The sequence below is a fragment of the Psychrobacter sp. UBA6766 genome, from assembly GCF_002453355.1.
Classification (GTDB): Bacteria; Pseudomonadota; Gammaproteobacteria; order Pseudomonadales; family Moraxellaceae; genus Psychrobacter.
The window spans coordinates 1-10,002 of sequence record NZ_DKGQ01000041.1; the positions used below are offsets into that span (position 1 = coordinate 1).

The 10,002-nt window shown below is 40.9% G+C and carries 8 protein-coding genes; 1 reads left to right on the plus strand and 7 read right to left on the minus strand.

The features are described 5' to 3' along the window. Positions 1–26: 26 nt before the first annotated feature. From B4K26_RS09175 to B4K26_RS09195, 5 genes are all read right to left on the minus strand, one after another. On the minus strand, positions 27–953 hold the full coding sequence (locus B4K26_RS09175; RefSeq protein ID WP_296245009.1) for an IS30 family transposase: 927 nt from the start codon (positions 951–953) through the stop codon (positions 27–29). Between the two features lie 132 nt (positions 954–1,085). After that, positions 1,086–3,047, minus strand: a complete 1,962-nt coding sequence (locus B4K26_RS09180; protein ID WP_296245011.1) for a polysaccharide biosynthesis protein — start codon at positions 3,045–3,047, stop codon at positions 1,086–1,088. 52 nt (positions 3,048–3,099) lie between these two features. After that, complete coding sequence (locus tag B4K26_RS09185; RefSeq protein ID WP_296245014.1) at positions 3,100–5,364, minus strand: polysaccharide biosynthesis tyrosine autokinase; 2,265 nt, start codon at positions 5,362–5,364, stop codon at positions 3,100–3,102. Between the two features lie 45 nt (positions 5,365–5,409). After that, positions 5,410–5,841 carry a low molecular weight protein-tyrosine-phosphatase gene (locus B4K26_RS09190; RefSeq protein WP_296238911.1) on the minus strand — a complete coding sequence of 144 codons (432 nt, stop codon included), beginning with the start codon at positions 5,839–5,841 and terminating at the stop codon, positions 5,410–5,412. A gap of 34 nt (positions 5,842–5,875) precedes the next feature. Continuing rightward, positions 5,876–6,982 carry a polysaccharide biosynthesis/export family protein gene (locus tag B4K26_RS09195; RefSeq protein ID WP_198328964.1) on the minus strand — a complete coding sequence of 369 codons (1,107 nt, stop codon included), beginning with the start codon at positions 6,980–6,982 and terminating at the stop codon, positions 5,876–5,878. Positions 6,983–7,349: 367 nt separating this feature from the next. On the opposite strand from B4K26_RS09195, the gene rluB reads away from it, so the two are divergent. Then, positions 7,350–8,276 (plus strand): 23S rRNA pseudouridine(2605) synthase RluB, encoded by a 927-nt coding sequence (gene rluB, locus B4K26_RS09200; RefSeq protein ID WP_144297250.1) that lies wholly within the window; start codon positions 7,350–7,352, stop codon positions 8,274–8,276. 108 nt (positions 8,277–8,384) lie between these two features. Here the strand turns inward: rluB and B4K26_RS09205 are convergent, their stop codons facing one another. Further along, the gene (locus B4K26_RS09205) at positions 8,385–8,942 is read right to left on the minus strand and encodes a hypothetical protein (RefSeq protein ID WP_296245019.1); all 558 of its coding nucleotides are present in this window, start codon (positions 8,940–8,942) and stop codon (positions 8,385–8,387) included. A gap of 71 nt (positions 8,943–9,013) precedes the next feature. Then, positions 9,014–9,667 carry a hypothetical protein gene (locus B4K26_RS09210; RefSeq protein WP_068404129.1) on the minus strand — a complete coding sequence of 218 codons (654 nt, stop codon included), beginning with the start codon at positions 9,665–9,667 and terminating at the stop codon, positions 9,014–9,016. Positions 9,668–10,002 lie beyond the last annotated feature (335 nt).

Below are 10,002 nucleotides of genomic sequence, written 5' to 3' on the forward strand. Positions count from 1 at the left end.
CTTAGATTAACACACCAAGTGCAACGCTAATTAATATTATAGAACGCCTGCATAGGCGTCTTAAACCCTAATCGTTTTCTTGGTCTGTTGTTTAGTTTGTTCTCAATGTCCTGTATTTCATTATCAGAGACTTGTCTAAAGTCACAACCCTTAGGCAAGTACTCTCTGATAAGGCCATTGGTATTCTCGTTGGTTCCTCGCTGCCATGACGCATAAGCATCGGCAAAGAAGAAAGGGCTAAAGAGCTTTTGTTTCACCTTCTTATGCTGAGCAAACTCTTTACCATTGTCAGAGGTAATGGTCTTAACCTGCAAACTCACTGGCGCTAAGAGTTCTATCATTGCCTCTGATACTTGCTGTGCTGTTTTATGACCCACACGCTTCATCTTCAGCAGCCCCGTTTTACGTTCAACGAGCGTGACAATCGCTTGCTTGTGATGCTGACCGATAACGGTATCCGCTTCCCAGTCACCAATACGTGAGCGTTCTTCAACAATACAAGGGCGCTCATGAATCGAGACTCTGTCATTGATACGGCCTCGAGTCTCAGCGGTTAGACGCTGCCGGTATGGTTTGGCTTTACGTCTGAGACACTGCCACAATGTGCCGCCCTGCCTCTTATCACGCCAAATATAGCGATAAATGCTCATATGACTGATACCAGCATGAACGCCAGATATTTGCTCAGGACTCCAGTTCTCTTTAAGCTTGTCTGTCACCCATGCCCAGATGTCAGCCACAATAGTTATGGCGTTGTTAGCCCGTCTGTCACAAGCCTTGTTATTAGCATGCTTTGCTCGGTAACCTCGTAGGCTTTTATTGCGTCTAAGCTCTCTTGATATGGTACTGGGACTTCTGTTTAACGCCCTCGCTATAAAATTAATACTATGTTTTGCCCCTTTAAGGACATAAATCTGGTATCGTTCCCCTAGGCTTAGATGTGTATAGCTCATGGTTGCAATCTCACTTTGGTCGGTGGATAAAAACTTTGATGCTAGCGCATCTAGGTCTTTTTTTCACCTTGCATTTGGTATTGCACTTCATGTGTTAATCTAAGCTATAATATTTAAGGCATTTATTGAGTGTTATGCTGCTTTAGTTCCTTCTTGATAACCCGCGACGAACTGCTTAAACCGCTGCTTTAGCCAAGGGACATCAAACTCTTTTTGTTTTTCGTTCAACTCAAACAATACCGATTCAAGCTCATCTAATGGAAAGCTATGTTCTATAGCTTGCATGATCAATGGATGATAAGTCGATTCAATGTTGTCTTCACCAATGATCAGCTCTTCATAGAGCTTTTCTCCGGCTCTAAGACCCGTAAAAATGACTTCGATATCACCTTCAGGATGGGCAGCATCTTTAATATCAAAGCCACTTAAATGAATCATTCGATGCGCTAGATCAACAATCTTAACTGGCTCGCCCATATCGAGGACAAACACTTCACCACCCGATGCCATTGCGCCTGCTTGGATAACCAGATTTGCCGCCTCTGGAATCGTCATAAAGTAACGAGTCACATCAGGATGAGTGACCGTAATCGGCTTACCTTGCTCTATCTGCTTAGTAAATAACGGTACAACAGAGCCCGATGAGCCAAGAACGTTACCAAAACGCACCATACTAATACAGGTTTGGCTATCCGTTTGGCTTAGCGCTTGGCAAACCAACTCTGCTAAACGCTTAGATGCGCCCATCACATTGGTTGGTCTTACGGCTTTATCTGTTGAAATGAGAACAAAGGTCTCTACATTTGCTGCAATCGCCGCTCGGGCACAGTGATACGTGCCTTTGGTATTATTAATAACGCCTTCAAAAGGATTATGCTCTACCATTGGCACATGTTTATAGGCGGCTGCATGATAAACCGTTTGGATATGATAGAGATTTAGTATTCTGAGCAGGTTCGATTCATTAGTGACATTACCGATGACCGCAACAATTTTAATATCTTGATAAGCAGGCGTATTGGCTTGTTTGATGGTTAGCTCTTGATGGATGCTATAAAGCGCAAACTCAGATAGCTCATAAAGAACGAGACATTTTGGCTTATTCTTGATTACTTGACGGCACAACTCGCTACCGATAGAACCACCAGCACCAGTGACTAATACACATTTGCCACTGATGTTTTTTTGTAGTAACAGTAGATCAGGCTCAACAGTTTGACGATCTAAAACGTCTAGGATATCTACCTTGCGCATACTACTGACAGTCACTTTTCCATCAGCGATTTCTTCTAGGCTTGGTAATTCTTTAATCTTTATCGCAATACCTGAAAGTTTATCTATAATCTGTCTTTTTTGCGCGCGGCTGATAGAAGGAATAGCCAAAAATACCTGCGCAATATCTAATTCTTCTACTAAGCTTACTAAATCATGAGCCGGATAAATCTTTTTACCGAGCAAATAAGCACCAGCAAGCTGTGGATCATCATCAACATAAGCCACAACATTATATTTATGTGAGTTTCTTAAACCTTCTAATAAATCTCGACCAGCCTCTCCGGCGCCGTAAATAACAACATTATCATAAACACCATCGTCTTTAAGGCGACGCTGAGCTCTACCGCTCCAGCGCATTAAAATCTCACGAATAATAAGACGACTATTCCATAACCAGATAAAGAAGAAAAACAGAAATATAATGGGTACGGAGCGCGGTATATCTTCTAAAGGATTTAAATAAATGACGAACTCATAGACCACCATAAGCAAAAAGAACAGCTTTGCCACACTACCCATAACCGTATCTAAAAAACCACGTGCTACGCCTTTATAGAAACCAATCAAATATAAACCGACGATGGGCAGCGTACCATAAGATAATAATATGATAGGGCTAATGTTATGAGCGATATCACCATAGCGCAACGACAAAGCTAAGAACAGACAAACTAAAGACATTGCCAAGTCTGTAGTGATTAAAATCGCTCGCTTAACGCTACGGGGCAACGATAACAAGTATTCGGCTATACGTTGTAGCCAGCCAGTTTTGCTATTAAGTGATGGATAATCACTTGACGGTTTTGAATTAGTAGACATAACACTCAACCACTTAAAAACGTGAATTTTGGTAGAATTTCCAAAAAGCTAACTATTGGTTATTACCATAAGCATAACTATAGTGATAACTATATTTGCTCATAATCCCTTGTTGTACATCGTTGAGAATGATACCGTCGACTTTTATATTGGCTTTATTCATCTGATTAACCGCATAAACCAGCTGCCCTTCTATAGAATCGTCGTATCTAGTTACCATCAATACCTTATCAGCGTGCTGGGCTAATATCATAGCGTCAGAAGCGGCCAATACTGGTGGCGAGTCGATTAAAATATAATCATAGTGTAGGTTTAGTTCTGCCATCAAATGATTAAAACTGCCATTCGCTAATAATGAAGCAGGGTTACGCGGATGCTGACCACGTGGCATAAAGTCAATATTATCTATGCCTGTTGAATGAATAAAGCTTGCTAGTTTATTACTCTCTTGGCTAGTAATAACTTCTGTAGTTTTGGCGTTAGATTTTAATAAATGAGTCTTATCCTGTGATAAATAGTCCGCCAAGCCATTATCTTGGCTCATGCTAAACATTCTATGTAGCTCACCCAAGCGCATATCAGCATCGATAATCAGCACTTTTTTATCTAACTGCGCAAATACTTCTGTAAGATTTGCAGAGATAAATGACTTACCAACGCCTGGGCTTTCGCCAGTAATCAAGATAACTTTGGCGCGCTGACCAGCCCGCCCTTGTACTGGCATGCCAAACATTAGATTCGTTCTTAAGCTTTTAATAGCTTCATAGCTCAAACTATTATTATCAACATAAGCCAACAAACGATTAGGTGCTTTCTTATTCTTACGCAGTCTTGTCAATAGTGGCGAACGTGGAATCGTCGCTACTACAGGAACGCCCGTTTTACCCTCAATACGCTCAGGGTCTTTGACCACATTTCTAAGCATATTTTTAAGCAGTACCAGCATCGTTCCAAGCATCGCTCCTAACAGCATGGCCAATATCATAATTTGCAATTTCTTTGGTGCAATGGCCTTATAAGTACTGATAGGCAAATCGATGATACGGGCGAAACCAATTTGACCCGCTTTAACGATTTTTAACTGTTCATAGTTTTTAAGTAGCGTCAGATAAATCTCTCTATTAATCGTCGTGTCAGCTGACAGTTGTAAAAACTCTCTTTGTATCTCAGGTAAACCGGCGATAGTATCGTCTATCTCATTTTTTCTAGCATTAAGTACCGCCAGTTGCTCATTGATCTGCACAACCAAAGGGTGTTCTTCTGTGTAGTAAGTCGTGAGATCCGCTTTTTTAAGCTTCAATTCATTAAGTTGGGCATCGATTTGCGAGTTTTCTGTCAATAACAACTCTGCTTCTTTGCCTACATCAATAGTGCCGTACTTTTTACGGAAATCATTAAATACTGCTTCAGAGTCTTCCAGTTTTTTCTTTAACGTTGGAATCTGAGTTTCCATAAAACTAATGGTTTTAGTAGTTTCTTCGGAACCACGCGACTGATTTTGATCAATGTAAGATAAGACAATTTGTTTTAATATCAAGCTGGTTTGTTGCTGATTAGTACCCGTCATAGATAGCTGAATAATGCCTGTTTGCTTGCCTTTTTCAACCACAGATAGGGCACTATTTATCTGGTCAGTCGTGGTTTGAAGAGATTGCTTAGTGATATTAACCGAGTAGCCATCAGCTGGAAGATCATTGACTGTGATTTGAATCTGACCATCTGTGCCTTTAAATAAATGCGCCTTACCGATCTGACCTTTAAAATCGTCAAAACCATTAGTTAACAAAAACCCTGTCGCGGAGCGTGTCAAAGTAAAAGATTGATTTAAATACTCTTGTGAGACATTAAATTGGCTAATTCTTACTTCACCATCTTCGGTTTTAAGAGATACTCCTTCAGGTTTATTTATTTGAGTATCCGTACTATTGCTCTTGATTCTATCCAACGCGCCAATATTAGGATCGGACAAACGAATTCGTAGATGTAACAAATTAACCACTGGCTCTAAGATCATACGCGATCTTATCAGCTCTGCTTCTGCTTGGGCTTTACTGACTTCAGAGCCAATCAGCTCAGAAATATCCGCACCTAATGCGGCAACGCCCTTAGAATTCTCTTCAATTTGGATCAGTGCATCCGACTTAAAAGTAGGATTGACGTATCTGCTATACAAAATCCCTATCACCAACCCTAATACAGCAAAAAACACAATGACTTTCCAGCCACGCAAAATGGCAAACAGTAGCGCCATAAGATCAATTTCGTCATTATCTTCTTTAGAAGCAGCGTTTGATAAGTTCTTTGAATCTGTATTCATAACTGTATGGTCATCACTTAAGGTTAATCGTTTAATAGCAGCTATTTAGCTAATTTTATCGGCCCACTGTTCTAGGCTAACAACAATATCTTGATATGCTGTCTGAAACGCACTCATCTCATGTTTATAGGGGTCGGCAATATCTTTGTCTTGCCAATGACCGAGCTTAAAAGTCTTGCCGCGACAAAACGGCCAGCGCTCTTCGATCCATTTGGTCTGACTGTCTGACATAGTAAAAATCAAATCCGCTTTTTTTGCCAAACCTTCATCGATTTGTTTGGCGACATGACTAGTGATATCGATTTCTTGTTTAGTCATAATCTCTAGCGCGGCAGGATCTGCAGAGTGCCCGACTAAAGCCCCTACCCCTGCAGAATCGATATTTTTATGAGGGTAACGTTGTTTTAATAACGCTTCTGCCATGGGACTACGGCAAATATTGCCGACACACACCACTAAAATATTATCAAATGCCATAATAATTATTACCTATTATTTATAAACCCAATACCTATAAGCCTGAGAGCGATCTAATAGCTGATGTAGAAGGTAAAATAGCGCTGATAACACGATTCCAACGCGTTAAGCCAGTTGGATCGACATAAACAATATCATTCGGGTGCATCTCGAAACGATTGGCTAGCGCAAAGCTGGTTATGGTCTGCATATCTACATAGTAAATATCTGTCGCTCGTGTATTTAAATTATCACGTACCACATATATTTTAGCCGCATTTGCTGTAGCAGAATTAAGCCCTTTAGACTCACCCAAAACCTGCGCCAAACTAATACCTTGCTCTAAAATAGGCACTGGCTCTACTTGACCAAACTCACCTAAAACATATACTTTATTACGGTCTTGACTATTGACGTGGATAGAGTCGCCATCTCGCAGGTAAATTTGGTTAGCAGAAGCGCCCATTTGGCGCAGCGACTCCAGTCCGATGTTATAGCTAGTACCGTTACGGTTTAGCACGACATTATTTGAGTCGCCCGTAGGAGTGGCTCCGCCGGCCATAGAAATTGCGCCATAGAGCGACACAGGCACATCAGCAATAGCAAACTCGCCCGGTTGTTTTACCTCACCATCAATAAAGAATTTATTGCCACGGTAGTTAACGATTTTGACCTGCGGGTCTGAATATTTAAGATAACGTTGCAGTTGTTTCTGTAAATTGGCCGTAAATTGTGGCACGCTCATGCCACTGGCTTTAATACGTCCAATAAGTGGAAACTGTACAAAACCTTGTTGATCAACAGGGAAGCCCAAAGCATAAGGGTTGGCAGTGTTACTACTATTTGTCAAAGGCGGCGCAATCTCTGGATACCCTACTAGCGTAATACCTAAAATATCACCTTCCGAGATTCGGTAATCAACTTGCCCAGAGGTTCTTAGCAAACGCGTTAAATCGCTACTAGGAACAACGGCCTGCTTCGGTGGTAGCGTCGCCAAATTTAACGGCTGCACATTAAACTGTATACCACTCGCAGCTACGAATGAACCACTGGGCGGCAGATCACCAGATTGTAGGCCAGAGTTAATGCTGGAACAGCCTGAAATCAGACCTATCATAAGCACAGACGCCACACCTAATAACTTTGATGAATTGAAGAACATAAAAAAACCTTTATAAATCACAGATATAAGTAGCGTCTAGCAACGAGCGCAATTGAGACAACTATACTAAAAAGTTACACCAACCATAAAAAAAGCAAAGCCATAATAACATAGGTGGTTAAATAGTGAATAATAATAGGCTATTTTTGGTAAAAATTACGCAATAGTAACAATTAATTTATATTCATTTCTTATGAAGCTTTTAATTTTTAATGTCAATTAGGGATACTTAATAAAACATCATCTATTCGTTAATTATAATAGCCTTAAAAGCTAATCTTAAACATAACTTCGATAAATAGCGTATAATACTCAGTCTAATTTTATACATTGAGAAATGTAAACCCACCGACTCAAGGATATCGTTATGAAAGATGAAAAACTGCAAAAAGCACTCGCCCGCATGGGACTTGGCTCACGTCGTCAGATGGAAGAAGTGATTAAAGCAGGGCGTGTGACCGTCAATAATGGACCCGCAACCATCGGCGACCGCGTTGAACAAGGCGATGAGATTCGTGTTGACGGTCGTCAGATCAAATATACCGCCGAAAATGAAAAGCGTCGCCGCGTCTTAGCCTATTACAAGCCTGAAGGCGAAGTATGTTCTGCCAATGATCCAGAAGGACGTCCAACGGTTTTTGAACGTTTGCCAAAATTGACTCATGATCGCTGGGTTATGGTTGGGCGCTTGGATATTAACTCGACTGGTCTGCTATTATTTACTAATGATGGCGAGATGGCGCACCGTTTGATGCATCCGTCTAGCGAAGTCACCCGTGAGTATGCCGTACGTGTACTTGGTGAAGTAACCCCAGACATCGCTCGTACACTAACCGCTGGCGTTATGCTAGAAGATGGCATGGCACAGTTTGAAGATATCAAAGAAGGCGGCGGTGAAGGTGTCAATAAATGGTATCACGTCAGGTTAAAAGAAGGTCGTAACCGCGAAGTGCGCCGATTGTTTGAGTCACAAGGCCTTAAAGTGAGCCGTCTATTACGTACGCGTTACGGGTCGATTGCGCTGCCAAAAGAGCTGCGTACCGGTCGATTCCTAGAGCTCGATAAAAAAGACATCAATACCTTAACCGATTTGGTCAGCTTACGACCGCGTCACGGTACTGGTTTGCACGGTGCAGCTAAAGAAAAACAAGAACGTATCAAAAGCAAGCCGCTTAAAGCGCGCCGTGTTGACAGTCGTAGCGATAACCGTCCTAGCAGTGCTAAACCTAAAAGCAGTGGTAGCCCTGCCAGTCGCGGTTCACGTAATACTCGTGATCGTAACAACAAGCGTTAATTTATTAGGGATTGATGCTAGGTGATAAAAAAGCGGTCAATGATTAATTCATTGACCGCTTTTTTATGCGTTTTTATGCGTTTTTTAAAAATATCACTAACTTTAGGCTTAGTCGTCATGACTATGAATATAATTTTTCATCACGCGCAATTCTTGTAGATGTTGCTCTTCCATTCGCTCTAATAACCCATCTAAGCGCTGCTCAATGTTGTCCAATACCTCTTGTAATAGCCTACTCGCCTCAGCCTGCTTCTGTCCATTTTTAGTACGATTGCTTATATTGATATTTGCTAAATGATAATGACTGGCCAACATTTCAGGTAAGCGGATATTCAGCATTTTATGTAAGACAAATTGCTGCTCGTTAATAGCTGAAATTACATTATGCGCTTCTAACTCGTTTTGGTAGTTGTGATAGTTTGCTACCTTTTTATCAATGTGCTGCAATTGGCGCAGTTGCTTATCTGATAAGACTTCTAGATGTTTTTTATTTAAATTTAACTGTTGCCAATTGAGAGAAGTTAACAACAGGGGAGCATTACTATCTTGATAGGTCAGCACGCCTGGAGTAATGCCAACCATTCTATGCAATGCGTACCAGCCCTTTCTACCCAAATAAAAGACGCTGACAGTAGTAACCACACCAACGCCTATTAATATACTCATGTCACTTTACTCTTCTTTAAACCTATTTCAGCATAAACATTTAGACTCGGGATATTATTAACATCTCTCATTTATAGCTTAATATCTTCTACGTCAGTTTCTTTATTAGCTGGGTTTTCAATTGCTTGGACTTCAACAGCGCTATTATCAATTTGTTGTAGTCTAGAATTGCTAGTTGGATTATTAAAACGCTGCTGCAAATATCGATTGGTCGCCAGTAGCTTTTGTCCATCTTGATGATAGGACGCATTCAGCAAGTCATCAAATTGGGTATTAATCGTCCTAAGCACTTCTAATAGCGCCTCTTTACCCGTGACATCAGAATGCTTAATTTTCGTGGTATCAGCAAGGGCGCCGTTCCCGACATCTAAGTCATGCAAGCGGCGATAATCGGCTACCGCTAGTGGCACATGCCTATCCATTAGATTTTGAATCATAACGTAGGTTTCATTGACAGTATCTTTATCATCAATTTTACCATCGTTATTGGTATCGCCATAAATTACCCGCAGCTTCTCGCCCTTATCATTGATTTGATCCAGCGCTGTTTTGACTTCAACTGGCAAGCTTTTTTCAGGTATATAACCCAATTGCGGCATCGCTTTATACTCAAGCATTTTGGGCGCCGTGACTTTTTTGATACCACGATATCCAAGGTACAACCCAGCTGCTGGCAGCACGCCATATAAAACAAACATCACGAACATCGCAGTCAGTTGGGTCATTTGGGTATCCTTGTTGTTTAGTAGAAATACTTAGCAAAAATATTTGGCAGACGCGGTTGGCGAATCTATTGTTATTTTTGATAATACTTAATCATTATTATTAAACAAAAAAATAAGGCTGTATTAAAGCCTTATATTGTTATGTATTGCGCCGATTGTGTTTATAGTTATTTTCAAACAAAACAGAAACATGAAATTTTTACGCGACACTGGAATAAACTTTCCTAGCTTGCTGTGCCTGCGCCGACAGAGGCTGCGAAAAATTCATTCCAGTGTCTCGGTATCGTCTTTATACTGAACTCACAATAACAATACTAGGGCGTGTCTTCAATTCA